The sequence below is a fragment of the Komagataeibacter sp. SM21 genome, from assembly GCF_041402665.1.
GTDB classification, from domain to species: domain Bacteria; phylum Pseudomonadota; class Alphaproteobacteria; order Acetobacterales; family Acetobacteraceae; genus Komagataeibacter; species Komagataeibacter saccharivorans.
In genome coordinates this window covers 15,426-39,662 of the sequence record NZ_JBGLOV010000014.1, presented here as the reverse complement: position 1 = coordinate 39,662, position 24,237 = coordinate 15,426, and the positions used below count along the sequence as shown (strand labels likewise).

23 protein-coding genes are annotated in these 24,237 nt (G+C 62.5%); 5 read left to right on the top strand and 18 right to left on the bottom strand.

Going from position 1 to position 24,237, the window contains the following annotated elements:
* Window positions 1–87: 87 nt before the first annotated feature.
* The 6 genes from ACBR42_RS13195 to uvrC all read right to left on the bottom strand — a co-directional run bounded on the left by ACBR42_RS13195 (window position 88) and on the right by uvrC (window position 6,187).
* Window positions 88–1,938 carry a ribonucleoside-diphosphate reductase subunit alpha gene (locus ACBR42_RS13195; RefSeq protein ID WP_371208308.1) on the bottom strand — a complete coding sequence of 617 codons (1,851 nt, stop codon included), beginning with the start codon at window positions 1,936–1,938 and terminating at the stop codon, window positions 88–90.
* Window positions 1,939–2,245: 307 nt separating this feature from the next.
* A complete protein-coding gene (locus ACBR42_RS13190) occupies window positions 2,246–2,710 on the bottom strand; it encodes a molybdenum cofactor biosynthesis protein MoaE (RefSeq protein ID WP_102323472.1) in 465 nt (154 codons plus the stop codon).
* A gap of 7 nt (window positions 2,711–2,717) precedes the next feature.
* The gene (gene moaD / locus ACBR42_RS13185) at window positions 2,718–2,972 is read right to left on the bottom strand and encodes a molybdopterin converting factor subunit 1 (protein WP_102323471.1); all 255 of its coding nucleotides are present in this window, start codon (window positions 2,970–2,972) and stop codon (window positions 2,718–2,720) included.
* A 51-nt stretch (window positions 2,973–3,023) separates the two neighbouring features.
* Complete coding sequence (locus ACBR42_RS13180; protein WP_254058021.1) at window positions 3,024–3,503, bottom strand: hypothetical protein; 480 nt, start codon at window positions 3,501–3,503, stop codon at window positions 3,024–3,026.
* Between the two features lie 105 nt (window positions 3,504–3,608).
* Entirely contained in the window at window positions 3,609–4,208 is a 600-nt protein-coding gene (pgsA, locus tag ACBR42_RS13175; protein WP_102323469.1) for a CDP-diacylglycerol--glycerol-3-phosphate 3-phosphatidyltransferase, read from the bottom strand.
* A 92-nt stretch (window positions 4,209–4,300) separates the two neighbouring features.
* The gene (gene uvrC, locus ACBR42_RS13170) at window positions 4,301–6,187 is read right to left on the bottom strand and encodes an excinuclease ABC subunit UvrC (RefSeq protein WP_371208307.1); all 1,887 of its coding nucleotides are present in this window, start codon (window positions 6,185–6,187) and stop codon (window positions 4,301–4,303) included.
* Between the two features lie 380 nt (window positions 6,188–6,567).
* Between uvrC and ACBR42_RS13165 the strand changes: the two genes are divergently transcribed.
* The gene (locus ACBR42_RS13165; RefSeq protein ID WP_371208306.1) at window positions 6,568–7,362 is read left to right on the top strand and encodes an exodeoxyribonuclease III; all 795 of its coding nucleotides are present in this window, start codon (window positions 6,568–6,570) and stop codon (window positions 7,360–7,362) included.
* Window positions 7,363–7,505: 143 nt separating this feature from the next.
* Here the strand turns inward: ACBR42_RS13165 and ACBR42_RS13160 are convergent, their stop codons facing one another.
* Window positions 7,506–8,225: a response regulator transcription factor gene (locus ACBR42_RS13160; protein ID WP_102323466.1), complete on the bottom strand. Its 720-nt coding sequence runs from the start codon at window positions 8,223–8,225 to the stop codon at window positions 7,506–7,508.
* A 208-nt stretch (window positions 8,226–8,433) separates the two neighbouring features.
* Here ACBR42_RS13160 and ACBR42_RS13155 point away from each other — a divergent pair, with 208 nt between their 5' ends.
* On the top strand, window positions 8,434–8,889 hold the full coding sequence (locus ACBR42_RS13155; protein WP_102323465.1) for a L,D-transpeptidase: 456 nt from the start codon (window positions 8,434–8,436) through the stop codon (window positions 8,887–8,889).
* Here ACBR42_RS13155 and ACBR42_RS13150 read toward each other — a convergent pair.
* The 10 genes from ACBR42_RS13150 to ACBR42_RS13105 form a co-directional block, all read right to left on the bottom strand.
* On the bottom strand, window positions 8,876–10,735 hold the full coding sequence (locus ACBR42_RS13150; protein WP_371208305.1) for a cation:proton antiporter: 1,860 nt from the start codon (window positions 10,733–10,735) through the stop codon (window positions 8,876–8,878). The two genes, ACBR42_RS13155 and ACBR42_RS13150, sit on opposite strands and share 14 nt — an antisense overlap.
* 93 nt (window positions 10,736–10,828) lie before the next feature.
* The gene (locus ACBR42_RS13145; protein WP_371208304.1) at window positions 10,829–12,124 is read right to left on the bottom strand and encodes an RsmB/NOP family class I SAM-dependent RNA methyltransferase; all 1,296 of its coding nucleotides are present in this window, start codon (window positions 12,122–12,124) and stop codon (window positions 10,829–10,831) included.
* A gap of 39 nt (window positions 12,125–12,163) precedes the next feature.
* A complete protein-coding gene (gene guaB, locus ACBR42_RS13140) occupies window positions 12,164–13,666 on the bottom strand; it encodes an IMP dehydrogenase (protein ID WP_102323463.1) in 1,503 nt (500 codons plus the stop codon).
* A gap of 153 nt (window positions 13,667–13,819) precedes the next feature.
* Window positions 13,820–14,605 carry an MBL fold metallo-hydrolase gene (locus ACBR42_RS13135; RefSeq protein WP_102323462.1) on the bottom strand — a complete coding sequence of 262 codons (786 nt, stop codon included), beginning with the start codon at window positions 14,603–14,605 and terminating at the stop codon, window positions 13,820–13,822.
* A 4-nt stretch (window positions 14,606–14,609) separates the two neighbouring features.
* Window positions 14,610–15,407 carry a TatD family hydrolase gene (locus ACBR42_RS13130; protein WP_110547977.1) on the bottom strand — a complete coding sequence of 266 codons (798 nt, stop codon included), beginning with the start codon at window positions 15,405–15,407 and terminating at the stop codon, window positions 14,610–14,612.
* Window positions 15,404–16,942 (bottom strand): methionine--tRNA ligase, encoded by a 1,539-nt coding sequence (metG, locus tag ACBR42_RS13125; RefSeq protein ID WP_102323460.1) that lies wholly within the window; start codon window positions 16,940–16,942, stop codon window positions 15,404–15,406. Before metG ends, ACBR42_RS13130 begins: the two co-directional genes overlap by 4 nt.
* Window positions 16,939–17,901 (bottom strand): DNA polymerase III subunit delta', encoded by a 963-nt coding sequence (locus ACBR42_RS13120; protein WP_102323459.1) that lies wholly within the window; start codon window positions 17,899–17,901, stop codon window positions 16,939–16,941. The genes metG and ACBR42_RS13120 overlap by 4 nt, the downstream gene beginning before the upstream one ends.
* Entirely contained in the window at window positions 17,894–18,550 is a 657-nt protein-coding gene (gene tmk, locus ACBR42_RS13115; RefSeq protein ID WP_371208303.1) for a dTMP kinase, read from the bottom strand. Before tmk ends, ACBR42_RS13120 begins: the two co-directional genes overlap by 8 nt.
* 2 nt (window positions 18,551–18,552) lie before the next feature.
* On the bottom strand, window positions 18,553–19,839 hold the full coding sequence (locus ACBR42_RS13110) for a D-alanyl-D-alanine carboxypeptidase family protein (RefSeq protein ID WP_371208302.1): 1,287 nt from the start codon (window positions 19,837–19,839) through the stop codon (window positions 18,553–18,555).
* Entirely contained in the window at window positions 19,836–20,855 is a 1,020-nt protein-coding gene (locus ACBR42_RS13105) for a lytic transglycosylase domain-containing protein (protein WP_118963107.1), read from the bottom strand. Before ACBR42_RS13105 ends, ACBR42_RS13110 begins: the two co-directional genes overlap by 4 nt.
* A 255-nt stretch (window positions 20,856–21,110) precedes the next feature.
* Between ACBR42_RS13105 and ACBR42_RS13100 the strand changes: the two genes are divergently transcribed.
* Both ACBR42_RS13100 and ACBR42_RS13095 read left to right on the top strand, forming a co-directional pair.
* Complete coding sequence (locus tag ACBR42_RS13100) at window positions 21,111–21,689, top strand: DedA family protein (RefSeq protein WP_110547973.1); 579 nt, start codon at window positions 21,111–21,113, stop codon at window positions 21,687–21,689.
* Window positions 21,686–22,780 (top strand): D-alanine--D-alanine ligase, encoded by a 1,095-nt coding sequence (locus ACBR42_RS13095; protein WP_102323455.1) that lies wholly within the window; start codon window positions 21,686–21,688, stop codon window positions 22,778–22,780. Before ACBR42_RS13100 ends, ACBR42_RS13095 begins: the two co-directional genes overlap by 4 nt.
* Window positions 22,781–22,800: 20 nt before the next feature.
* Here ACBR42_RS13095 and ACBR42_RS13090 read toward each other — a convergent pair whose 3' ends face one another.
* Window positions 22,801–23,292 carry an MlaD family protein gene (locus tag ACBR42_RS13090; RefSeq protein WP_243705302.1) on the bottom strand — a complete coding sequence of 164 codons (492 nt, stop codon included), beginning with the start codon at window positions 23,290–23,292 and terminating at the stop codon, window positions 22,801–22,803.
* A 90-nt stretch (window positions 23,293–23,382) separates the two neighbouring features.
* Here ACBR42_RS13090 and ACBR42_RS13085 point away from each other — a divergent pair, with 90 nt between their 5' ends.
* Complete coding sequence (locus tag ACBR42_RS13085) at window positions 23,383–24,222, top strand: undecaprenyl-diphosphate phosphatase (protein WP_102323454.1); 840 nt, start codon at window positions 23,383–23,385, stop codon at window positions 24,220–24,222.
* Window positions 24,223–24,237 lie beyond the last annotated feature (15 nt).

Here is a 24,237-nt window from a genome sequence, read left to right as displayed (position 1 = left end):
GCCTGTCCTGTACATCGATATGCGCCCCCCGGCCCGGACAGGCTGGGGAACGCATGGAATACTATACCAAGGGTGGAATGCCCCGCCTTACTGGCAGGCCAGGCATTCCTCGTAATCGGTGGAAGTGCCCGTGGCCGCCGGAGCGGGCGCGGAGCCTTCCTTCTGGGTCATGTCACGCTTTTCCTGTCCGTCGCTTACCGCATCGGCGCGCTGGATGGACAGCGAACGGCAGTAATACAGCGACTTCACGCCCCGCTTCCATGCCATGTAATGGATCTGGTGCAGGTCGCGCTTGTTCACGTTGGCGGGCAGGAAGATGTTGATCGACTGCGCCTGACAGATGAACGGCGCACGGTCGGCGGCATGCTCGATCACCCAGCGCTGGTCCAGTTCAAACGCGGTCTTGAACACGTCCTTTTCCTGCTGGGTCAGGAAATCCAGATGCTGCACGCTGCCCTTGTTCAGGGTGATGGAGGACCAGATCTCGCTGGTGTTCTTTCCCTTTTCGGTCAGCAGGCGGTCAAGGTGACGGTTGCGCACGGTGAAGGAACCCGACAGCGTCTTCTGCAGGAACACATTGGCCGCGATCGGTTCGATTCCGGGGCTGGCATTGCCCGCGATAATCGAAATCGACGCCGTGGGCGCAATCGCCATCTTGTTGGAAAAACGTTCCATCACACCGTATTCGGCGGCATCGGGGCACGGCCCGCGTTCCTGCGCCAGTTTGATGGACGCCGCATTCGCCTGCTCACGGATATGCTTGAATATCTTGCGGTTCCACACCTTGGCCACAACGCTTTCGAACGGCACGTTATTGGCCTGAAGGAAGGTATGGAAACCCATGACTCCCAGCCCTACCGAACGTTCGCGCATGGCGGCGTAGCGGGCGCGTTCCATATCGTCAGGCGCGCGGTCGATGAAATCCTGCAGCACGTTATCGAGGAACAGCATCACGTCCTCGATGAACTGCGGTTCGTCCTTCCACTCATCCCATGTCTCAAGGTTGAGCGAGGACAGACAGCACACCGCCGTACGTTCCCGGCCATGATGGTCCATGCCCGTGGGCAGCGTGATTTCCGCGCACAGGTTGGATGTCTTGACCTCCAGCCCCGCCAGCTTGTGGTGTTCGGGACGGGCATTGTTCACATGGTCGGAATAGATGATGTATGGCTCACCCTGTTCCATGCGCGCGGTCAGAATCCGGATCCACAGCGCCCGCGCCGAAATCTTGCGGATGACCGTATTGTCCTTGGGCGAAAGCAGCGCCCATTCCGCATCGTCCGCCACCGCACGCATGAACGCATCGGACACCAGCACGCCGTGGTGCAGGTTGAGCGCCTTACGGTTGGGATCGCCGCCGGTCGGACGGCGCAGTTCGATGAATTCCTCGATCTCGGGGTGCCAGACCGGCAGGTATACCGCAGCCGATCCACGGCGCAGCGATCCCTGGCTGATCGCCAGCGTCAGGCTGTCCATCACGCGGATGAAGGGGATGACACCGGATGTCTTGCCGTTGCGGCCCACATTCTCGCCAATCGAACGCAGGTTGCCCCAGTAGGAGCCGATGCCCCCACCCTTGGAGGCCAGCCATACATTCTCGTTCCACAGGTCGACAATGCCGCGCAGGCTGTCATTCGCTTCGTTCAGGAAGCACGAAATGGGCAGGCCGCGCGTGGTGCCACCATTGGACAGCACCGGGGTTGCGGGCATGAACCAGTGCCGGGAAATATAATCATACAGCCGCTGCGCATGGGCGGCATCGGCACCGTAATAGGACGCAACCCGCCCGAACAGGTCCTGATAGCTTTCACCCGGCAGGAGATAGCGGTTATCAAGCGTGGCCTTGCCAAATGCCGTCAGCAGCGCATCGCGGGAATGGTCCACGCGCACGGGATGATGACCGGGCAGCTGGACCACGTTATCCAGCATGTCAGACATTGTCTCACTGTCCTTTCCCCGGACGCTACCGTCCCCGTAGGCAGAACAGTCGGACATGCCTTCGGATACGTCATCCAGGACCATTTACATTCTCCGTAATCGGCTCGTGCCAATGCACAGGGTCTTTCGAGCCTGTGGCTGGGGGCAAGGTTTTCTGATTTACCCCCTATATATGGACCACCGCGCGCCCGATTGCACTATATAATGTAGGGGACAAAATTGTGGACGGATTGTCCGAATCAGCGGGGAAGCTGGGTCAAGCACGAAAAGGGGCAGAATATTTTTTAAATTTTCCGCCCCGACGCCATCAGGATTCCAGGGTGCCCCAGCGCGCCGTCGCCGCGTCATCCTGCGCCCGGGGTTCGACCCATGCGCTGCGACCATTTCCGAATTCCTCGCGTTTCCAGAAGGGTGCGCTGGTCTTGAGCCAGTCCATCATGAATTCGGTCGCATCGAAGGCGGCACTGCGATGCGCGGCGGCACATAATACCAGCACGATGGGCATGCCCACCTCCAGCCGCCCTACGCGATGGATGACCGTGCAGCCAACCAGCCCGAATCGCGCACATGCCGATTCGGCGATGCGCTGCATCATGGACTCGGTCATGCCGGGATAATGTTCCAGTTCCAGCGCACACAGGCCGTCACCACCACGGACGATGCCAGTGAATGCGGCAACCCCGCCCACACTCTCCTGCCCGTCCAGCAGCAGGGTGGTTTCATGGCCGGAATCGAAGACTTCGGCCTGAACCCGGATCGTGATGCGCGGCATGACCGGATCAGCCCCCCGTGACCGGGGGGAAGAAGGCAATTTCGTCATTGGCGGCGATGGGGGCCGAAATGGCGGCGAAACTCTGGTTGACGGCAACGCGGATCAGTTCGGGCCGGGCAAAGATTTCGCCATATTCACCACCACGGGCACGCAACTGGTCAACCAGATCCTGCACGGAACGCGCGCCCTGTGGCAGGTCCAGCGTTTCACCTGAACGACCGAGCCGGTCCCGCAGCCATGCAAAATAGAGAATGCGCAGCATTCCGGTCTTATCTCCCTTAACGCCAGGCCGAAAACTGACAGCCACTCGCTGTCAGGGGGTCTGCTGTTCCTGCACCGTGCCGTCTGATGCGACCACGGTATTGGTGCCATCGCCGTTGGGCACGATGATGGCCGTATCCGACACGCCCTTATGCGTCGGCGATGCCCCCGAAGACAATGCAGAAACGCGCGCCCCCTGCCCCGGCATGGCAAGCAGCACGCCATCGTTGCCGATCTGCATCTCCCCACCCGCGGGCAGGTCCTGCTCACGCACCGCCATGCGCGCGCCGACCGTTGTGCCGGATGTATCGTCCGTATCCGCCAGCATCGACTGCCCCCGGGGCACGACCGGCCATATATTGGTTTCCTGCGGCAGGATCGGCAGCACCTGTGGCGCTTCGCCCGCCACGCGCCGCATGTTTTCCACATCGGCACGCGGAGTATTGGGAAGCGAGCCGGGCAGTTCCGTATTGTCGGACAGGATTTTGCCGAATCCACCGCATCCCGCCAGACCGACCAGCACTGGCAGCATCAAGACATGGCGCACCGTTCTTCCCCCTTGACCTGTCTGGCAACAGGCGGGCGCATCGGCCCGCAGGAAAGAACAACAACGATACGCGTTAATTTTTCATGTAGGTCAGGAAGATAATTTGGTCGCGCCCGTACCGGTTCCGTTGACGTGACGCAGCCCGGTGGACAGGTAATCCCACCCGGTGATGAGGGTGAGCGCCGCCGCGATCCACATCATTACCGCCCCCAGCGCATCAACCGGCAGCCAGCCGATATGCAGCAGGGCCGCCGTGCTGTCCCCGGCCAGCAGGAAGCCGATGGCCGTCATCTGGAAGCCGGTTTTCCATTTTGCCAGCCGCGTTACCGGCAGCCCCACACGGGTCGCTGCCAGATATTCACGCAGGCCGCTGACCAGAATTTCGCGTGAAAGGATGATGATGGCCGGATACAGGCAGCCATAGGGCAGCCGTCCCAGTCCGGCCATGACCATGAGCGAGGCACCGACCAGCAGCTTGTCCGCAATGGGGTCGAGCATCCGGCCCAGATCGGAATTCTGGTTCCACGCCCGCGCCAGCTTTCCGTCCAGATAATCCGTGATCCCCGCAAGGATGAACAGCACGCAGGCCGCGCAATCGGTCTGCGGGGTATGGATGACGACCAGTCCCACAACAATGGGAACCACGACAATGCGGGACAGGGTCAGGAGATTGGGCAGGTCGGTAAGCATGCTGATACTGCTATAGCCAAGGATGAGGAAAAATCGAAATACCGATAACGCCTGTCAGGCAGGTTCTGCGCTCACACCTGCATGACAGGCGCTCAGTCCCCTGTCCAGTCCGGATGGAAATATCCGTATATGGCGCGCGCCATGTCACGGTTGATGCCAGGCGCATTTTCCAGTTCCCCCAGCCCCGCCTGCCGTACACTGCGCGCCGAGCCGAAGTGATTGAGCAGCGCACGCTTGCGTGCCGGACCAACGCCGGGAATATCATCCAGTTCCGAGCGCACCAGCGTCCTGGACCGCCCCGCGCGGTGGGTGGTGATGGCAAACCGATGGGCTTCATCACGCAGGCGCTGAAGGTAGTACAGGACCGGGTCGCGCAGCGGGAGCTGGAAGGGTGGACGGTCAGCCATATGGAACCACTCCCGCCCCGCGTCACGATCCGGCCCCTTGGCAATGGCCACCAGCGTCACGCCCGTCACCCCCAGTTCATCCAGAACCGCCCGCACGGCTGAATACTGCCCCGCACCGCCATCGATCAGCAGGATGTCGGGCCAGTCTTCGGGGCGGTTGCCTTCTTCCCGGTCGCGCAGGGCGCGGCGAAACCGGCGTTCCAGCACTTCGCGCATCATGCCGAAGTCATCGCCCGGCGTGACCGGTCCCTTGATGGAAAACTTGCGGTAGGCACGTTTGTCGAACCCTTCCGGCCCGCCAACCACCATCACGCCATAGGCATTCGCGCCCTGAATGTGGCTGTTATCGTAGGTCTCGATCCGCCTGGGTGGGGCATCCAGCCCGAACAGGTCGGCAACCCCCTGAAGCAGCCGGGCCTGCCCGGCACTTTCGGCCAGCCTGCGTTCCAGCGCTTCGCGCGCGTTGATTTCGGCATGTTCGATCACGCCGCGCTTTTCCCCGCGCTGCGGATGGGTGATTTCCACCTTGCGCCCGCGCCGTATGCTGAGGGCGGATGTCAGCACATCGCATTCCGGCAGGTCCTGATTGACCAGCACCTGCGCGGGGGGCGGCTTGTCATCGTAAAACTGCCCGATGAAGGCGGCCAGCACGTCGGGCGCGCTTTCATCGCGCGCATGGCTGGGAAAAAACGCGCGATTGCCGTTGTTGCGCCCGCCGCGGATGAAGAACACCTGAATGCAGGACTGTCCTGCAATCTGCCAGATGGCGATGATGTCCGCATCGCTCACGGTAGACGGATTGATCACGCTGGAATCCTGCTGCAGCGCGGACAGGCCGCGTATCCGGTCACGGATGGCGGCGGCGCGCTCGAACTCCAGCGCCTCGGCGGCCTGTTCCATATCCCGGCCCAGTTCCTCGCGCAGGTGGGTGCTTTTTCCGGCAAGGAAGTTACGGGCCTCGCGCGCCAGTTCGGCATATTCCTCACGGCTTATGCGGTCGGTGCAGGGCGCGGAACAGCGGTGGATCTGGTGCAGCAGGCACGGACGGGTGCGGCCCTGCATTTCGCTGTCGGAACATGAACGCAGCAGGAAAGTCCGCTGAAGCAGGTTGAGCGTCTGGTTGACCGACCATGCGGATGCAAATGGCCCCCAGTACGACGCCCCCTTGACCGGCTTGCCCCGGTGCTTGCTGATCTGGGGGAAATCGTGCCGGTCGGTCAGCATGATCCATGGATAGCTTTTGTCGTCACGCAGCAGGATATTGTAACGCGGCTGCATGCGCTTGATGTAATTGGCCTCCAGCAACAGGGCTTCGGCCTCGGTATGGGTCGTGACGATTTCCATGCTGCCCGTTTCGGACACCATGCGGCGCAGCCGTTCGGTCAGGCGGCTGACATGGGTATACGACGTCACCCGTTTTTTCAGGTTCAGCGCCTTGCCCACATACAGCACATCGCCTTTCGGCCCCAGCATGCGGTACACGCCGGGCGATTGCGGCATGGTCTGCAGGGCATGGTGAATCGCCTCCACCCCTTTGGGACGGGTGGAGGGGGCTGAAATGGCTGTTGTCATGGATGGTAGCCGTTCATCCACCGATGATGTGGATAAGTCTGTGGAGCAGAAGCAGAAAAAAACGTGCGGATGGCGGTTTTCCTTTCCTGAACTTGGATTGCCCAAAAAAACATCACTAATGCTAACCTATTGTTTTTAAATAAATATATTTGGGAACCCATGGACCGGAACAAAATTCCTTCGCAACATTAGCCAAATTTAACCCTGTCAACCCCACAAGTGGACAAATTGTGGCATCCCTGTGTTCAAGAGGGTTGTTTTCCTTTTCACACGAAATATCAGCCGCCTTTTGCAATTCGTTCCTGTTTTTGTCCTGTCCGCTTCCCGATGGTGGCAAAAATATTCTTGTCAGCCCGCGCCGGATCGGCAATGCACCCGATATGCGTATCATCACCTGGAATATCAATTCCCTTCGCCTGCGGATGCCCCTGCTGGAACAGCTCTGCCGGGATACGGCACCCGATATGGTGTGCCTGCAGGAAACCAAGGTACCGGACAATCTGTTCCCCATGGAACAGGTCCGGGCGCTGGGATTCGATCATGTCGTTTTCCGGGGCATGAAGGGGTATAACGGGGTCGCCATCCTGTCACGCCAGCCCGTAACCGTGCTGGAGGATACACCCGACTGGTGCCAGCGCGGCGACTGCCGCCATATCGCCGTGCGCCATGGCGCGGGCGCGGACGCCATTGATGTGCATGACTTCTACGTCCCCGCGGGCGGCGATATTCCCGATCCGGTGGAAAATCCAAAATTCGCGCACAAACTCGCCTTTATCGAGGAAGCGCGGCACTGGTTTTCCGCCCGCGCGATGCGGCGCACGGTTCTGGTGGGGGATCTGAACATCGCCCCGCTGGAACATGATGTGTGGAGCCACAAACAACTGCTCAAGATCGTCAGCCATACGCCCGTGGAGACCGAGGGACTGCTGAAATGGCAGGATACCGGTTTTGTTGACGCCATGCGTCACTTCGTCCCGGCCAGCGAGAAGCTTTATACGTGGTGGTCGTATCGCAACCGGGACTGGAGCGCATCGAACCGTGGGCGCCGCCTGGACCATGTATGGGTCACGCCGGACCTGAAGGACGCGCTGCGTGGCGTGGAAGTGCTTCGCCCCGCCCGTGACTGGGACAAGCCATCCGACCATGTGCCGGTCATTGTCGATCTTGCCGTCTAGCAGCGTTTTTTCGACGCAGGGCGGGAAGAAACAGGCCACCGGTTAACCCCCGATGCGGATGGCCCCCCCCCCTGAAATGCGACCGGGCCACCCATCACAGGTGGCCCGTCATAATCAGCCTGTAAATCCAGGGGCGAGCGCCCTCAGGCGAGGACCGTCTTGCCACCTTCGGGGTCCAGACGGTAACCGCCCCCTTCCGTCACCAGCAGCGTGGCGTTGGTGGGGTCCGGCTCGATCTTCTGGCGCAGGCGGTAGATATGGGTTTCCAGCGTGTGGGTGGTAACCGCTGCGTTGTAGCCCCATACCTCGTTCAGCAGTACCTGACGGGGCACGGGACGCGTGCCGGCGCGGTACAGGAACTTCAGGATGGCCGCTTCCTTCTCCGTCAGGCGGATGCGGCGGTTCTTCGCCGTTTCCTGCAGAAGCTTGGCGGACGGGCGGAAGATATAAGGCCCGATAGCGAAAACCGCGTCCTCGCTGTTTTCAAAAATACGCATCTGCGCGCGCAGACGGGCCAGAAGTTCCGCGATACGGAACGGTTTGGCGACATAGTCATTCGCCCCGGCGTCAAGCCCGCGCACGACATCCGTTTCATCATCGGAACCGGTCAGGATGATGATGGGAATGCGCTTGCCCTTGCGGCGCAGCTCGGCGCAGAAATCGCGGCCATCCCCGTCGGGAAGGGAAACATCCAGAATAATTGCATCGAACCGGGCGCCCGGCGTCTGCAGTTTCTCCCAGGCTTCGGCGACGGAGCCAGCCTCGATCGCTTCAAATTCACCATCAACCTGTAGCTGTTCAACGAGCATTTGACGTAAAGTCTGATCGTCGTCCGCTATCAGTATGGGACGTGCTCCTGCCATCGAACCCTCTTTATCACTTTAGTCCCGGCCCGTTATCGGTCCGGTCTTTGTCTTGCCTGTTCATGCCCGGCCCCACAACCCCCGGTCATGATGCCTTACGCAGTCAGATCTGGGCCGGAGATAAACATAAATACGACCCAATCCAGAGGAATCCATGATACGCGCAATTTTGCAAACGAATACAGGGCTGGATGCACAACTGCATTGCATGCGCGAAATTGTTCCCGCCATCATCGGCGCGGGGGGCATAAAAAACCACAAAACTGAGGGAGATCACGCAACGCCTGCCGGTATTCTGCCGCTGCGGCGGGTTTTCTACCGCGCGGACCGCGTGTCATCACCAGTCTGTCATCTGCCGGTGGAACCCCTCTCCGCGCTTGATGGATGGTGCGATGACCCCACCCATCCCGACTATAACCGCCATATCACGCTGCCCCATTCCGCCCGCCACGAACGGCTCTGGCGGGATGATCACGTTTACGACATCATCGTGGTACTTGGTTATAACGACGCGCCTGTGCGCCGTGGCGCGGGGTCGGCCATATTCATGCACCTGCCGCCCGCCGGTGGCAGACCGACGGAAGGCTGCATCGCCCTGCCCGAACCCGTGCTGCGTCACCTGCTGGCGGCGGGACTGGGGGAAATCGAGGTCAGGCCGGTATAGGCACCGCCACCTGTGGCGCATCCGGCGCTGCGGCCTCTTCTGGCGGCACGTAGGTAATGATGATGTCACCCGCCGCAGGCTCGATCGGGGTTACGTCCTCGGCCGAAAAGACCCAGATCGCGGTTCCCTTGCGAATAATCATGAACAGCATGACCGGATCACCGGGTAACGGGTTTTCATCCTCGTTATCGGATTCTTCGATGACGTGGCTGCTAAAACGCCAGCCTTTCGCATAACGGGAATCGATCAGGGAGAAATTCCAGCCCGGTTCCCCCAGAACCTTCCCGCGCGAATCCCGACTCAGGCCATGGTACAGGTCCAGACGCGCCAGTCCCGGACTGACCTGAAACACACGCTGCCGCCCCAGATCAGGCGCCATGCGCGCGCAGACAAGACCGTTATAGATGGCATCCGGCGTCGCCGCGATCAGGTAATCCGCAGGCCGCTCCTCAAGGCTCTCCTGTCCTTCGACCGATAACAGTTCCGCCTTGAGCACCGGCACGCCAAACCGCGCGGCCTTGTCCAGTGCCGGGGCATAGGTATCGACCAGCAGCACCGGCACTCCCACCTCGTGCACCACGCGGGCAAGGTTGGTGGACCACGCATTGGCCCCCATGATGGCCAGCGCCGGTTCATCAGACAGCGTAAGCCGCAGCGCGCGCGCCAGTGGACGCAGCGAGAAGCCATGCAGGATCATGGTCGATGCGATCAGGGCGAACACGGCGGGCGTAATCAGGTCCGCCCCCGGATAGCCCGCTTCCTGCAACTGCAACCCGACCACCCCCGCCACGGCGGCGGCCACGATCCCGCGCGGCGCGATCCAGCCCACGAACAGCCGCTCCTGCCATGACATGCTGGCCCCGATGGTGGACAGGAAAATACCCAGCGGACGCACCACGAACATGACCGTAAGCGTAAGCGCCATGATCGGCAGGGAAAGCTGGTTCAGCAGGGTACGCTGCAAATCGGCCGTCAGCAGGACAAACAGGCATGAAACCACGATCACGCCGAGGGATTCCTTGATGCGCTGCAGTTCCGACATGCCCGAGACCTGCAGGTTGGCCAGCGCCATGCCGAACACGGTCGCCGCCATAAGCCCTGCCCCCTGCATGACCAGATTGCACACCGCCGCAACCCCCACGGCGAAGGCCAGGATCATCGGGATACGCAGGATCTCGGGCAGCAGATCGCGTGAGGAGAGGAATTTGATCAGCAGGGCGGCAAAGACACCACACCCGATCGCAACCATGGTGGCGAACAGTAGTTGCGGCCCGATCTCGACCGCTTCCAGCGAAATGCCCCCCATATGCGAAGGCCGGATCAGCAGGTATTCCAGAACCAGCGTCGCAAGGATGGCCGCAATCGGGTCATTGACGATGGCTTCCCACCGCAGGAAGGCCGCCACCCGGGGTTGCAGCTTGGTATGCCGCAGCAGCGGCAGCACCACGGTCGGCCCGGTCACGACCACGATAGCGCCAAACAGCCATGCCGTGCCCCAGTTCAGGTGCCCGACATAATGCGCGGCAATGGATGCAAGTACCCAGTTGACCGGCAGGGCCGCCGCAGTCAGCCGCAGCACCCCTTCCCCCGATTCACGCCACTGGCGCAGGTTCAGGGCGAGTCCCCCCTCGAACACGATGAAGGCCACGGCCATGGAAACCAGGGGATGGAAATAGGGGCCAATGGTCGCCGCTGGATGCAGCATCCCCACCCCCGGCCCGTAAAACAGCCCGAGGGCGAACAGCAGCACGATGGCAGGTAGCTGAAAGCGCCACGCCACCCACTGCGCGGCGATCCCGCCGCCCAGAACGCACAGAATTCCTATGGCAAGGTTTGTGGCCTGCATGCCCGTATCCCACTTTGTTGCAAACACCCCTGCCGCCTGGCCGGCATCCAGTTCATGCGCGTAAATACGACCGGGCGTAATGGTTCGTGTATATCAGGATTTACGCTGCATCATGGCAGCAAAAAAGCCATCCGTATGATGCTGGCGGGGGGTAAGGCTGACCTGACCATCCGTACTCAGTCCGGGCGGCAGGTCATCATGTTCCGAATCAGGGGGAACCAGTGCGAAGTCGGGATTGCGCGCCAGAAAGGCCGTGATCTGGTCCGTATTTTCTTCGCGCAGCACGGAACACGTCGCATAGACCATGCGTCCGCCGGGACGGACCAGTGCTGCGGCACGGTCAATGATTTCGGCCTGTTTGGCGGTCAGTTCCAGCAGGTCCTGTTCACGCAGGCGCAGGCGGGCATCAGGGTTACGACGCCACGTACCCGTGCCCGTGCATGGCGCATCGACCAGAACACGGTCGAAACTGCCGCTACGCCGACGCGCCCAGCGGTCGCCCGCTACCAGCAGGTGACGTTCGGCATTATGCACGCCCGCACGGCGCAGGCGGCGCACCGCCCCTTCCAGCCGGGGTTCGGATACGTCGCAGGCCACGATATGGCCGCGATTTTCCATAGTCATGGCCATGCCCAGCGTCTTGCCCGCAGCACCAGCGCAATAATCCAGCACCCGCATGCCCGGTCGCGCACCAACGGCCGCGACGACAAGCTGGCTGCCTTCGTCCTGTATTTCGATCAGGCCACTGCGGAAAGCAGCGCTGGATGTAACCGGCAGGCGCCCCGTTACCCGCAACCCCCAGGGGGAAAGCGTGGTCTCCACGGCATGAATGCCCTCCGTCCCCAGTGCCGCGCGCGCCGTGGGACGGTCGGACTTGAGCAGGTTTACACGCAGGTCGAGTGTCGCTTCACCTTCCATGGCCGCCAGTTCGGCTTCCAGCGCATCGCCGAACGTGCGTTCCAGCCGGGGCAGCAGCCAGTCGGGCACTTCCAGCCTGACGGCGCGCGGCATGTCCGGATGGAGCAGGTCCTGCCCCCGCAGCCGGTCATACAGCCGCCGCTCCGGTCCGGTCAGGCCCAGCGGGGCATAGCGTTCACCCGTAAAAAGATCATCGGGGTTTTCACGCCCCTGTGGCCCCAGCGCCATCATCGCCAGCGCCAGCAGACGGGGCGTCGGCTGCATGTCAGCGTTTTCAATCCACCAGTGCAGCCTGCGCCAGTGCCGCAGGATGCCCCACACCCGCGCCGATATGGCCCGGCGGTCGCCCCCGCCGATATAGCGCCGTTCACGGAAGAAGGCATTGGCCAGAGCGTCCGCCGGTCGCAGCGGCGTCGCCTCCATTGCGGTAAGAAGATCAATGGCGGCGGAAAGCCGTGCGCTGGGTGTCATGGATTATGGAACCGTTATACTGTCATGAAACCGGCAGGGTCAGTCCTGCCGGTAGTTCGGGGCTTCACGCGTGATGGACACGTCATGCACGTGACTTTCACGCAGGCCCGCGCCGGTAATCCGGCGGAAGCGCGCGCGTTTCTGCAGGTCGGCCACCGTAGCGGACCCGGTATAGCCCATACCTGCGCGCAGGCCACCCACCAGTTGATGGATCACGGCACCCATCGCGCCCTTGTACGCAACGCGGCCTTCGATCCCTTCGGGGACCATCTTGTGCGTGTCCTTGATGTCCTGCTGGAAATAGCGGTCAGCCGAACCACGGGACATGGCGCCAAGGCTGCCCATGCCACGATAGGATTTATAGGTCCGTCCCTGATACAGGAACACCTCGCCCGGGGCTTCTTCCGTCCCCGCCAGCAGCGAGCCGATCATGACCACGTCAGCACCCGCGCCGATCGCCTTGACGATATCGCCCGAGGTACGCACGCCACCATCGGCAATGGCAGGCACATCGAGTTCATGACAGGCCGCAGAGGTTTCCATAACAGCGGAAAACTGCGGCACGCCCACGCCTGCGACCACGCGCGTGGTGCAGATCGACCCCGGCCCGATACCGACCTTTACGCAATCGGCACCAGCGCCGATCAGCGCCCGCGCGGCTTCCGGCGTTGCGACGTTACCGGCGATGATCTGGATGTCGTTCTCGATCGCGCGGATACGCTCGATGGTTTTCAGCACGCCAGCGGAATGGCCGTGGGCGGTGTCGATCACCACCACGTCCACGCCTGCCCCGATCAGTTCACGTGCGCGGACCACCCCGTCATCACCCACACCCGTCGCTGCTGCGCAGAGCAGACGGCCAAGGCTGTCCTTGTTGGCCTGCGGATACTGCACCGCCCGGTCCATGTCCTTGACGGTGATGAGACCGATGCAGCGGTCTTCATCATCAATGACCAGCAGTTTTTCGATCCGGTGGCGGTGCAGAAGCTGGCGGGCCTGATCGCGGTCGGCATTGTTGCGCACGGTCACAAGGTTTTCGCGCGTCATGAGTTCATACACGCGCTGCGCCGGATCGGTGGCGAAGCGGACATCGCGGTTGGTCAGGATGCCGACCAGACGGTTGGTCTCACGCTCGACCACTGGCAGGCCGCTTATGCCATGGCGGGACATGATGGCGTTGACTTCCGCCAGCGTCTGGTCCGGGTACACCGTGACAGGATTGACCACCATGCCGGATTCGAAGCGCTTGACGCGACGGACCTGTTCGGCCTGCTGTTCAACGGTCAGGTTTTTGTGGATGACACCCAGGCCCCCGTTCTGGGCCATGGCAATGGCCATGCTGTCTTCGGTCACGGTATCCATGGCCGAGGAAATGAGCGGGATGTTCAGGGTGATCTTGCGGGTCAGCCGGGTCTTGGTCGATGTCTGCGAAGGCAGGACACTCGATTCGTCGGGAACAACCAGCACATCATCAAACGCCAGGGCCTCACGGATTCGATCCTCAAGCCGGGGAGCAGATGTGTTTTTCTGAATGGAAGACATGATGCAGGGGCCTCGTCAGCAGATGGCGGCTTCCCCGCGCCTCGGGTCACCGACCGTTGGCGCACCCTCATAGGGTGCGAAACCGCTGCTGGCAAGCATTACACGCATGGTCCGTACGTTTTCTGCCCCCCGTGGCCCGTACACGGTGCGGGATCAGGCGTACAGCCGCATCCCGTCATAGGCGGCCTCGACCCCTGCGGGCAGGTTTTCCTGCATCCAGCCCCAGTCCATGTCCGGCCCCATATGGGTCAGCACCGTGCGGCGGGGCTGTATGATCCCGCGCCAGTACAGCACCTGATCCAGCCACCCGTGGGAAAGGTGATCGTCACGCTGGAAACAGTCCACCACCCACGTATCGACCCCGCGCAGCGTATCAAGGGCCGCGTCGCTCAGTTCGACCACATCGGTGCAGTACGCCATCGGCCCCACCCGCAGGCCGATCGTCTCGGTCCGGCCATGCCGCTGGCTGAACAGGTGTATGGACATCCCCGCCATCACATGACGGCAGGGCAGCGTAAGCGGATGCGCGTCCAGTATGGGACGGAAAATGCGCGGCGGTGTCCACGGGCGAAAGGCATAGTCGAACCGGATGGCGATTTCATCCAGCGTCTCCGCCGTTCCGTAGACGGGCAGTGGTCCCTCGATAATACGGTTGATCGCCCGCAGTTCATCCAGCCCGCCCACATGGTCGGCATGGGCATGGGTATACAGAACCGCATCCACCACGCTGACACGCTGCGCCAGAAACTGGTCCCGCAGGTCCGGCCCCGTATCGACCAGCAATGTGCGTCCCGGCCCGTCACTGATGATGACGGAAGACCGGGTGCGGCGATTACGCGGCTCCGCCGGATCGCATTCGCCCCAGTCCCCTGCCCCGTCCGGACCGCCGAGCATGGGCACGCCAGCCGACCCACCGCAGCCGAGGATGATCATTTCCATCCCGTCAAACCGCCTGAGTGAACAGACGGCTGAAATTGGCCGTGGTCATTTCGGCAAACGCCGCATCTTCCATCCCGCGCAGTTCCGCCAGAACGCGGGCGGTATAGGCGACATAACCCGGCTCGTTACGCTTGCCACGCCGGGGCACGGGAGCAAGGTATGGCGAATCGGTTTCCACCAGCAGCCGGTCGGCTGGCACGTCTTTCGCCACGTCGCGCACGGACTGCGCACGATTGAACGTCGCAATACCCGAGAAGCTGATATATCCCCCCAGTTCCAGCGCCCCACGCGCCAGTTCCGGCCCCGACGAAAAGCAGTGGATCAGGAACGGGAAAGCACCGTTGCGCGTCGTCTCATCGCGCAGGATCGCCAGCGTGTCCTCATCAGCCTCACGCGTATGGATCACCAGCGGCAGGCCGGTCCTGCGCGCGGCGTCGATATGGACGCGGAAGCTTTCGTGCTGCAGCGGGCGGACATCGGCCTGACCGTGGAAATAGTCCAGCCCGCTTTCCCCGATTCCCACCACGCAGGGATCATCCGCCATGGCGGCGATGGTGGCGGCGTCGGGCAGGTCTTCTTCCGTCACATGGTCGGGATGGGTACCGATGGTGCACCACACCCGCAGGTCGGGCTGATCCAGCGTCGCCAGTTTCTTCTGCTGCTGCGCGCGCGACAGACGCGTGCCGATGGTGACCATGCCATCCACCCCGGCCTGTTGCGTGCGGGCCAGGATTTCGGGCAGTTCCCCGTCAGAAAAATGGTCGAGATGACAGTGGGAGTCAGTCAGTCCCGTACGGGTCATGTGGCCTCCGGTTCGACAAAGCGGGGGAAGATGCCCTGCGGCGCGGGCAGCACCCGGCCACCAGGCAGCGGCGTATCGAGGGCCGCGAAATCACGTTCCCCGGCTTCCACGCCAAGCTGGGTCAGCATCCGGTCCATGCTGCCGGGCATGTAGGGCTGAAGCACGGTGGCGATAATCCGCAACGCATCAGCCAGCACGCGCAGCACGTCCGCCATGCGCGCGGCATCTGTCTTCTTCAGCTTCCACGGGGCCTGATGGTCGATATAGGCGTTACAGGCGCGGATGACCTTCCACACCTCCTCCAGCGCATCGGTCAGGGCCTGACGGTCGATCTGTTCATGCATGATCTGCGGCAGCAGGCTTGCCGGGGCCAGCAGGGCGGTATCTTCTGCCGTGTGGGCGCCCTGCGGGGGCAGCACCCCTTCACAGTTGCGCGCGATCTGCGACAGCGTGCGCTGTGCAAGGTTCCCCAGATCATTCGCCAGTTCCACATTCATGCGCGAGACGATGGCCCGACGGCTGAGATCACTGTCCCCGCCAAAGGGCATCTCCCGCATCAGGAAGAAGCGGATCGGGTCGAGGCCGAAGGTCTTAACAAGGTCACGCGGGTCCACCACGTTGCCCAGCGACTTGCTCATCTTCTGGCCTTCGATGGTCCACCAGCCATGGGAGAACACACGCTCAGGCAGCTCAAGCCCCGCCCCCATCAGCAGCGCGGGCCAGTAGATGGCATGGAAGCGCAGGATGTCCTTGCCCACCAGATGCAGGTTGGCGGGCCAGAAATCCCATCGCGGCCCTTTTTCATCCGGAAAGCCAAGGGCGGACAGGTAGTTGGCCAGCGCATCCACCCACACATACATCACATGCTTCGGGTCACCCGGAACGGGAATGCCCCAGTTGAAGCTGGTACGGCTTATGGACAGGTCACGCAGGCCCTGACGCACGAAGCTTGCGACCTCGTTACGGCGGCTCTGCGGTTCGATGAAGCCGGGACGGTTTTCATACAGTTCCAGCAATCTGTCGCCAAAGGCCGACAGGCGGAAGAAGTATGACGGTTCGCGCACCCATTCCACGGCAGCGCCGGTGGGGGCCACCTTCCTGCCATCGGGACCATCGACCAGTTCGTCTTCGCCGTAGAAACATTCGTCACGCAGCGCGTACCAGCCTTCATACGCATCAAGATAGATATGGCCGTTTTCTTCCAGCCGCTTCCACAGGGCGGATGCCCCTTCGGCATGGCGGGGTTCGGTCGTACGGATGAAATCATCGTAGGAGATGGCCATCGTATCGTACATATCGCGGAAATCGGCCGCCACGCGGTCCGCAAACGCAATCGGTTCCATGCCCGCCGTCTGCGCGGCCTGTTCCACCTTCTGCCCGTGTTCATCCGTGCCGGTCAGGAAAAAGACATCAAAACCCGCCAGCCGCTTGAAACGCGCGATCACGTCGGCTGCGACGGATGTGTAGGCGTGGCCGATATGTGGCGCCCCGTTCACGTAATAGATTGGTGTTGTGACGTAGTAGCGCCGTGTCATGTTTCACTCACCCGCGCAAGCGCCGTTAGGACCGCCTGCTGTTTATCCAGATTGAATTGTTCGGTTTCCGCACGCAGCCGTACCATTTCCTGCCACAGCAGGGCCAGGCGGGCCGGGCGAAGGTCACTCATGCGCGCGGGGCCGGGATTGCAGGCCAGCGCGCGCGTCTTTTCAGATATGGCATTACACAGCAGATCGAAAAAGACGGAAAAGCCATTTTCCCGTTTTGTGACCTGTTCGGCAATATCATAGCCTGCCGCCTCGCCCCCTTCACCTTCCATGACGCGCGCGACAAGGCCGGCCAGCACATCCCCCTCACCATCAAGCAGCGCCAGCGCCCTGCCCGGCGCGCCACGGGCCTGCGGCAGGATAGTGGCCAGACTGCCCGCATCGGGGCCCCCCGTGCGCCCGGCGAACACGGTGCGCATGGCTGCGTCATCCAGCGGGGACAGGCCCAGCACCCTGCACCGGCTGCGTATCGTGGGCAGCAGACGCCCCGGCACGGAGCAGGTCAGGATCAGGATGGCGCGTTCGGGCGGTTCCTCAAGGATCTTGAGGATGGCGTTGGCCGCCGTGCGGTTCATGTATTCCGCACCATCCACGATCACCACGCGCCAGCCGCCCTCGGCTGCGGTGCGGCGCAGGAAGGCTGAAATGGGACGCACGTCATCGCCCACGATCTCGCGCCGCTGGCGGTGACGGCGATCGTCCATCCCGCGCGCCACCACCAGCAGATCGGCATGCGTGCCAGCCGTGACCCGGCGGCCCACGGCGCTGTCATGATCTTCCGCGCCCAGCAGCACACGGGCCATCATGAAGGCCATGGTGGTCTTGCCGATCCCCTCCGGCCCCGTCAGCAACCATGCGTGGTGCAACCGGCCCGACCTTATGACCGCAAGAAACTCCTGCCATGCCGCGTCATGCCCGATCAGGCGACGGCAGGCGCGGGGATCATCCATTGCCAGCCCTGCCCGCCATACCCGCAAGGAAAGGCTCCAGTTCCGCGCGAAGCGCTGCCTGCACCCCGTCCACCGCACCACTTGCATCAATGCGGCGGCAGCGCGTGCCGTCACGGCTGGCCACCGCGTCAAACCCCTGCGCCACGCGGGCGTGAAAAGCGGTATCCAGCGCTTCATACCGATCCGTGCGGTCGCTGCCACGCTGCGCCATGCGGGCATGGGCGATGGCGGCAGGCACCTGCAGCACGAAGGTCAGATCCGGCACGACCGGAATGAGCGCGCGCAGACGGGCGATCATGTCCAGCATGGCAGGATCGGCATGGCTCAACCCATAGCCCTGATAGGCTTCGGTTGAATCGGTAAAGCGGTCACAGATGACGATCCGCCCCTGTTGCAGGGCAGGCAGGATGCGCCGTTCGACATGATCGGCCCGGGCGGCGAAATGGGCCAGCACCTCCGCCCGGGCGCACAGGTCATGGCCACCGAACAGCAGGAAATCACGCAGCGCCTCCGCCCCCGGCGTGCCGCCGGGTTCGCGCGTAAGCTCCACCTCATGCCCCGCCGCGCGCAGGAAACCGGCCAGAAGGCCCGCCTGCGTGGACTTGCCCGCGCCTTCCCCTCCTTCAAACGTAATGAACAGGCCGGACATGCCTAGCCCCGTCCCAGCTTCTGGCCCAGAACCGCCGTGGCCCGCCCCATAAGCCCAAGCCGGGGCACGCTGGCGCCTGCGACCAGCGGCACGCGGATTTCAGCCAGCCCGGTATTGGCGATGACCAGTTCGCCCACCTGCTGCCCCGCCATGACCGGGGCAGGAATGGGGCTGCTGTAATCCATGCTGACATGCACCCTGTTCTGCCAGCCATGCGGCAGGGTCAGCGTCACGTCCCTTGTGGCCACCAGCGGCACGGTCGCCGTCTGCCCCAGCCATACGGGCGCGTTGTCCATGGCCACGCCCTTATGGATCAGCGTCGCGTTTTCAAAATTGACGAAGGACCATTCAAACAGCCGTTCGCCTTCCTGCGCGCGGGCGTTGCTGCTGGGCAGGCCATTAAGCGCCATGACGACACGGTTGCCGCCACGCTCGGCGCTGGCGCACAGGCCGAATCCACCTGCGTCCGTGTGGCCGGTCTTCAGGCCGTCCGCAATGCCCTTGACCACCAGCGCATTGCGGTTTTCCTGCGTGATCTTGTTGAACTGGAAACTTTTTTCCGAAAAGAAATGATAATATTCCGGAAAGTCGTGGATCAGGTGCATGGCGATCGTCGCCACATCGCGCGCGGACATGTAATGCCCGTCCATCGGCCAGCCCGTCGCGTTCAGGAAGTGGCTGTTGGTCATGCCCAACTGGGCCGCCTGCGCGTTCATCAGGCTGACGAACTGGTCCTCCGATCCGGCAATGCCTTCGGCCAGCACGATGCAGGCATCGTTACCGGACTGGATCACCATGCCCTGAATCAGTTCGGCGACCGTGACGGTTCCGTTCAGCGGCACGAACATTTTCGAGCCCTGCATCCGCCATGCCTTCTCGCTGACCGGAAGCGTCTGCTCCAGAGTCAGCCTGCCCGCATGCAGCATGCCGAACACCACATAGGCCGTCATCATCTTGGTCAGCGAGGATGGCGGCATCCGTTCATCAGCCGCCTTTTCCAGTATCACCGCCCCGGTGGTGTAATCGACAATGCACGCCCAGCGCGCGATCGTGTCGATGGGACCGATCAGGCTGTTCGCCGGGGTGGATGGCACGGCTGAGGCCTGCGTCGCGCCATCAACTGCGTGTGGGGCCGCATGGCGACGACGTGCCGGGGCGGCCAGCGCCGTGGTGGATACAAGAAGGCTGGTTGCCCCAGCCAGAAGGAAACGTCGGGTGTGCATTGCATCCTTGGTCCGGTAGGTACCGACCGGGCGCGGACCGCCGGTCGGGGTGACGGTGCCCGTCACGCGATTTCGTTCCCCAGCAGGCCAACGGCCAGCGCATAGAAATCAGATGGATTATAGCGACGGATCGCGGCGAAATTACGATAGACCATGAAGGCTTCGCCCCCCGGCCCGTCCGGGCGCAGCACGGCGCCCGTCATGTCGGGCTGGGCGAAGGGCGCGCCACCGATCTGGCGCACGCCCATTGCCGTCCATTCCGCCAGTGTACGGATACGGGCATGGCCCAGTATGGCTTGCGGCACGCTGTCGGGCATCGTGACCTGCTGCCCCCAGCTTTCGCCCCCCACCCAGCCGGAACCGGCAAGGTAGCTGGCGATGGAACCGAATATGTCAGGCATCGAATGCCAGATGTCGCGTCGCCCGTCGCCATCAATATCCACGGCGTATTTCAGGTAGGCGCCTGGCATGAACTGTGGCTGGCCCATGGCACCCGCGTAACTGCCGGTCATGTCCCCCGGTGCGACATCACCCGCATTGAGGATGGCCAGCGCATGGAACAGTTCATCGCGGAAGAACTTCGCCCGCCGCCCTTCATAGGCAAGGGTGCACAGCGCATCGACCACGTCGAACCTGCCGGTCAGCGTACCATAGGCCGATTCCAGCCCCCATATCCCCATAACCGCGCCCGGCGACACGTCGTAACGGGTCAGGACCTGCTGCTCCATCACGGCGCGTTGGGCGGCGAAGGCGGCGCGTCCGTCATCTATCTTGCGCTGTGTCAGCACACGGCTGCGGTACTGCGCCCATGTCAGGTGGAATTCGGGCTGGTTCCGGTCGCGCTGGATCACCTGCATGTTGGGCGTGGTCAGGGCAAGCGCCTGGGTTACGGCATCCGCCGTCAGTCCCTGCCGAATCGCATCACGCCTGATGCCTGCGACAAAACTGGCGTAATCCCCCGGCACCGCCGCCGCTTTCGCGCCCGCATGCGGATGTGCCGCATGGGCGGGCAGCAGCCACGACGCACCCGCCCCGGCGAGGGAGGCGGCGGCAACATGAAGAAGGCGACGACGTACGAGCATACCCGATGCTGTGCCACGCCGTTCCGCCCGTTTCAATCACTGATAAGCAGATCGGATAAGGCGTGATACAATACGCGACATAATTTCCGGTTTGTGGCCATGGACGAAGCATGCCACAAGAACGCCAACAGCAGTTCATGCGTTGGCCTTATGGCCTGTATTTCCCTGCCCGCCTGACGGGCCGACCGAAGGGCTTGTGTTACGTGGTTACGGTTTTTCCCTTCCATCCCCGCCGGATGTACTGAAACAGCCTGTATGCCAACATACCTGATGTCCTGTCTGGCCGCCGCCGGTGCCTCCCCCTTCGTGCAGGCGATGGCGATCATTGTCGGTACCTTTATACTGGAGGATGCGGCGACAATCCTGACCGCCATGCAGGTGCGCACCGGGCATGTCGATATCATGGTGGCGCTGGTCGCGCTGTATATCGGCATCGTGGTGGGGGACATGGGGCTTTATGGCATGGGCCGTCTGGCCGCGCTGTGGCCCCCGGCGCGACGGTGGATCACATTGCCCGATCACGTGCAGGAAGGCCGCTGGTTCGACCGCAACGTGTTCCGCATCGTGTTCATAAGCCGCTTCGTGCCCGGCGCACGCTTGCCGCTTTATACGGCATGTGGTTTCTTTCGCGCCCGGTTCGGACTGTTCTGTATCGCCGCGGTCCTCGCAACCCTGATATGGACATCCCTGCTTTTTCTGGTCTCGCTACGCGTGGGACAGTTCCTGATTGACCATCTGGGAACATGGAAATGGGCGGGCATGGCCGGTTTTGTCCTGACCATTTTCCTGATCAGCCGCATGATCGCACGTTTGCAGAGCAATGAGACCCGATGACCGACATGACCACCACCCTTGACCACCGGCCGCCGTCACCAGCAGCCGCCCCCACCGTGTCGGCTTTCGAGTTCTGGCCGGGGTGGATCTTCTACACGCCGGTCGTCCTGTACTGGATCGTGCTGGGACTGTGGTACCGGGATTTCAGCCTGCCCACCGCCGCCAATCCGCGCATCGAAACCGGCGGGCTGTGCGGTGAAAGCAAAAGCTCCATCCTTGACATGGCGGGCGATGTAGCGCGCGAGTGGATCGCCCCCTACGCCGTGCTGACCACTGGCGACAACGACCTGCCCCGCGCGCTCGACGCCATGGAAAAGGCCGGTCTGTCATTTCCCGTCGTGCTCAAGCCCGATATCGGCTGCAACGGAACGGGCGTGCGGATCATGCGCGACGTGGACAGCCTGCGCACCGGGCTTGCCGCCTTTGGCCGCAATGTGGCGGTCATGCTCCAGCACCTGATCCCCTACGGGCATGAAGTCGGGCTGTTCTATATCCGCCACCCTGACGAGGCGGAGGGCCGCATTACCTCCCTCACCTACAAGGAGGTGCCGCACCTGACCGGCGATGGCCATTCCACGGTGGAGGAACTGATCCACGCCGATGCCCGCACCCGGCTCGTGCCGCATATCTACCTGCCCCGTCTGAAGGACCGCCTGCGCGACGTTCTGCCCCTGGGTCAGTCCCTGCCACTGGTATTCGCGGGCAATCACTGCAAGGGTTCGATTTTCCACGACCGGGCGGTGGACATCACCCCGGCCCTTGTCGCGCGCGTCAACACCATCATGCGCGACATTCCCGATTTCCACTTCGGCCGCATCGATGCCAAGGCGCAGAGCCTTGCCGCCCTGCGCCGGGGGGAAGATTTCCAGATCATCGAAATCAATGGCGTGGGTTCCGAAGCCACCCATATATGGGATGCGCGCACCACCCTGCGCGATGCTTACGCCACGCAGTTCATGCACTACCGCGAGACTTTCCGCATCGGCGCGCGCAAACGGCGCGATGGCTGGAAAAGCAGCGGCGCGATGACCATGCTGCGGAGCTGGCTGCGCCAGCGCAGGCTGATGGCCAGTTACCCCCTGAACGACTGAAAGCCGATCGCCTGCCCCGGTCAGTCCGTGGGCAGGCCGCCATTGCCGAAAATATAATTGCTGACCTGCTGCTCCAGACTGACCGGTTCGCGCGTATTGGTAATCACGGCGCCGGGGCGGAGCATGGTGGTCGCATGCCCGGCTTCGATCATCAGGGCGTTATCGGCGGTAAGGGTGGGGCTACCGATTGAAATGCTTGTATCTTCAGGCAGGGACAATGTACGGTCCACCGTGAAACCCACATTGGCCATATAAGTCGTCGGGTCTAACATGATGGAGGTAACCCGGCCCACTGGCACACCATCCATGGCGACATCCGCGCCCACGGACAGCCCGTTAGCCGACACGAAACGCGCGGTTACGGGGTAGCGGTCATGGTATCCGCCACTTTGCGATGCACGGGCATAAAAACAGAATCCTCCCGCAACCAGAAGGACAAGCCCGCTGGATATGATCGCGCCACTTCTTTCCCGTGCCATGCTGGCCCCCTGCCCGATGCGGCCCCGTACCATCCTGAAATCCGCCGCAATGCGGGACAAGGTGGGACCGGCGCTACGCCGTACCTTCTTTTTTCATCCTACTGCGTCATGGACGAGCGGACAATGACACTCCTTCAGGCAATTATTATAGCGATCATTCAGGGGGCTACCGAACAGTTCCCCATAAGCAGCCTTGGCCACGCGGCCATCGTGCCCGCCATCCTGAAATGGCCGGTGGACCTGCACGGGGAAATGTTCCTGCCCCTGCTGGTCATGCTGCATCTGGGCACATGCGTCGCACTGCTGGTATTTTTCTGGCGCGACTGGGTGGCGCTGTTTACCGGTACAACCGGCCGCTACGGCGTCACCATCCAGATGGACAGCATCCGTATCCTTGCACTGCTGATCGTGGCCACCATTCCGGCGGTGCTGATTGGCGGCCTGTTCGAACATGCCATCCGCAGCCTGTTCGGCACGGCGCGTTACGCAGCGGTTTTCCTGGCACTCAATGGCGTCATGCTGCTGCTGGTAGACCGGATGCGCGAAAACCTGCTGCCCGAAAGCGATCGCCCCCTTGCTTCACTGGGATTTGGGGAAGCCGTGGTCATCGGGCTGTTCCAGTGTCTGGCATTCTTTCCCGGCCTGTCGCGTTCGGGGGCATGCATCGCAGGCGGGCTGCTGCGCGGCCTGTCGCATGAAAACGCGGCGCGCTTCGCCTTTCTCATGGCGCAGCCGGTCATTCTGGCCGCCACCGTGCTTGAAGCGCTGAAACTGCGGCATGCCCCGCCCCTGCCGGGACAGATGCACGTGGCCGTTATCGCCGCGATCGTCGCCGCTGTCGTCGCACTGGTCTGCACCGGCATCCTGATGCGTTATTTCCGCGAACATGAGGACTGGGCGCTACGCCCCTTCGGCTGGTACTGCATTGGCGCCGGCGCGGCGGCGTTCCTTTACCTGTCCTGACCCATAACCGGCCGG

What these genes read in the sequence shown, in the direction of transcription:
- ACBR42_RS13195 (WP_371208308.1), bottom strand. Translation starts at nt 1,938, where the DNA reads ATGTCTGACATGCTGGATAACGTGGTCCAGCTGCCCGGTCATCATCCC.
- ACBR42_RS13190 (WP_102323472.1), bottom strand. Translation starts at nt 2,710, where the DNA reads ATGCCGCGCATCACGATCCGGGTTCAGGCCGAAGTCTTCGATTCCGGC.
- moaD (WP_102323471.1), bottom strand. Translation starts at nt 2,972, where the DNA reads ATGCTGCGCATTCTCTATTTTGCATGGCTGCGGGACCGGCTCGGTCGT.
- ACBR42_RS13180 (WP_254058021.1), bottom strand. Translation starts at nt 3,503, where the DNA reads ATGCTGCCAGTGCTGGTCGGTCTGGCGGGATGCGGTGGATTCGGCAAA.
- pgsA (WP_102323469.1), bottom strand. Translation starts at nt 4,208, where the DNA reads ATGCTTACCGACCTGCCCAATCTCCTGACCCTGTCCCGCATTGTCGTG.
- uvrC (WP_371208307.1), bottom strand. Translation starts at nt 6,187, where the DNA reads ATGACAACAGCCATTTCAGCCCCCTCCACCCGTCCCAAAGGGGTGGAG.
- ACBR42_RS13165 (WP_371208306.1), top strand. Translation starts at nt 6,568, where the DNA reads ATGCGTATCATCACCTGGAATATCAATTCCCTTCGCCTGCGGATGCCC.
- ACBR42_RS13160 (WP_102323466.1), bottom strand. Translation starts at nt 8,225, where the DNA reads ATGGCAGGAGCACGTCCCATACTGATAGCGGACGACGATCAGACTTTA.
- ACBR42_RS13155 (WP_102323465.1), top strand. Translation starts at nt 8,434, where the DNA reads ATGCGCGAAATTGTTCCCGCCATCATCGGCGCGGGGGGCATAAAAAAC.
- ACBR42_RS13150 (WP_371208305.1), bottom strand. Translation starts at nt 10,735, where the DNA reads ATGCAGGCCACAAACCTTGCCATAGGAATTCTGTGCGTTCTGGGCGGC.
- ACBR42_RS13145 (WP_371208304.1), bottom strand. Translation starts at nt 12,124, where the DNA reads ATGACACCCAGCGCACGGCTTTCCGCCGCCATTGATCTTCTTACCGCA.
- guaB (WP_102323463.1), bottom strand. Translation starts at nt 13,666, where the DNA reads ATGTCTTCCATTCAGAAAAACACATCTGCTCCCCGGCTTGAGGATCGA.
- ACBR42_RS13135 (WP_102323462.1), bottom strand. Translation starts at nt 14,605, where the DNA reads ATGGAAATGATCATCCTCGGCTGCGGTGGGTCGGCTGGCGTGCCCATG.
- ACBR42_RS13130 (WP_110547977.1), bottom strand. Translation starts at nt 15,407, where the DNA reads ATGACCCGTACGGGACTGACTGACTCCCACTGTCATCTCGACCATTTT.
- metG (WP_102323460.1), bottom strand. Translation starts at nt 16,942, where the DNA reads ATGACACGGCGCTACTACGTCACAACACCAATCTATTACGTGAACGGG.
- ACBR42_RS13120 (WP_102323459.1), bottom strand. Translation starts at nt 17,901, where the DNA reads ATGGATGATCCCCGCGCCTGCCGTCGCCTGATCGGGCATGACGCGGCA.
- tmk (WP_371208303.1), bottom strand. Translation starts at nt 18,550, where the DNA reads ATGTCCGGCCTGTTCATTACGTTTGAAGGAGGGGAAGGCGCGGGCAAG.
- ACBR42_RS13105 (WP_118963107.1), bottom strand. Translation starts at nt 20,855, where the DNA reads ATGCTCGTACGTCGTCGCCTTCTTCATGTTGCCGCCGCCTCCCTCGCC.
- ACBR42_RS13100 (WP_110547973.1), top strand. Translation starts at nt 21,111, where the DNA reads ATGCCAACATACCTGATGTCCTGTCTGGCCGCCGCCGGTGCCTCCCCC.
- ACBR42_RS13095 (WP_102323455.1), top strand. Translation starts at nt 21,686, where the DNA reads ATGACCGACATGACCACCACCCTTGACCACCGGCCGCCGTCACCAGCA.
- ACBR42_RS13090 (WP_243705302.1), bottom strand. Translation starts at nt 23,292, where the DNA reads ATGGTACGGGGCCGCATCGGGCAGGGGGCCAGCATGGCACGGGAAAGA.
- ACBR42_RS13085 (WP_102323454.1), top strand. Translation starts at nt 23,383, where the DNA reads ATGACACTCCTTCAGGCAATTATTATAGCGATCATTCAGGGGGCTACC.